Genomic DNA, 732 nt, shown 5'->3' with positions numbered 1-732 from the left:
TGCTATATAACTAAGAAAATACCAACTAGGAAATAGATTTATATACTCCCTAGTTGTCTATCACTCCACCCAACTAATGTATAGGAATAAGTTGAATCGACCTCTAATTCTATATACAATAGTTTATTTTCTGGTAATATCTCTCCCTCTGTATGTATCCAATAGCGCTTCCTATTAGACATATTCATCACACGTGTCAGTCCTTGTTCTCGTTCTATCACTTTTGCGGTCCACTTTACCACATTCCCATCCTGCACTTCTGATACTTCTTGTTGAACAGGAAGGATAAGTTCTGTTTCTGCTGAAACCGGCAGTTGTTCTAGTTCTGGAAATGTATCTTCATATCCTAAGAATTCCTCTGGTGTATCCATATCGCTTGGAAACGGTATGTCCTCATCACTCAGGAATGGGATATCATATACTGCTTCAGAAGCAGGAGTATGGTGAAAATCTTCAACATACTCCACTTCTTCTACAGCTTCAATTTCCTGTTCAAATTTGTTACTCGCTTCTTCACACAGATTCTTTTGAACCGATGTAGCAACTAAATCGTATATACTTGCTACATCTTTTTCTAAGGTGATTTCCTTCGTAGGAGCAGTAACACGCTCTTGTTCTCTACCAATTGGTCTGTTTTCTCGCGGGCACCAATAAACGGGACGTTCCACCGGTGCCTGTTCTATTTCTTTTTTCTTTGCTTCTTCTATTAGCATGTTCTTTCTGACTTTGCGA

General features: G+C 38.9%; 1 protein-coding gene. It reads right to left on the bottom strand.

Going from position 1 to position 732, the window contains the following annotated elements; genetic code table 11:
- Positions 1 to 38 precede the first annotated feature (38 nt).
- Positions 39 to 732, bottom strand: a 694-nt coding sequence (locus MR155_RS32525; RefSeq protein ID WP_313897572.1) for a transposase, incomplete at its 5' end; no start/stop codon positions are given.

This window comes from Bacillus cereus group sp. BfR-BA-01331, from assembly GCF_022663915.1.
Lineage (GTDB): Bacteria > Bacillota > Bacilli > Bacillales > Bacillaceae_G > Bacillus_A > Bacillus_A mycoides.
Note: the sequence above shows the minus strand (reverse complement) of the source record. Positions and strands in the feature narration are given on the sequence as shown.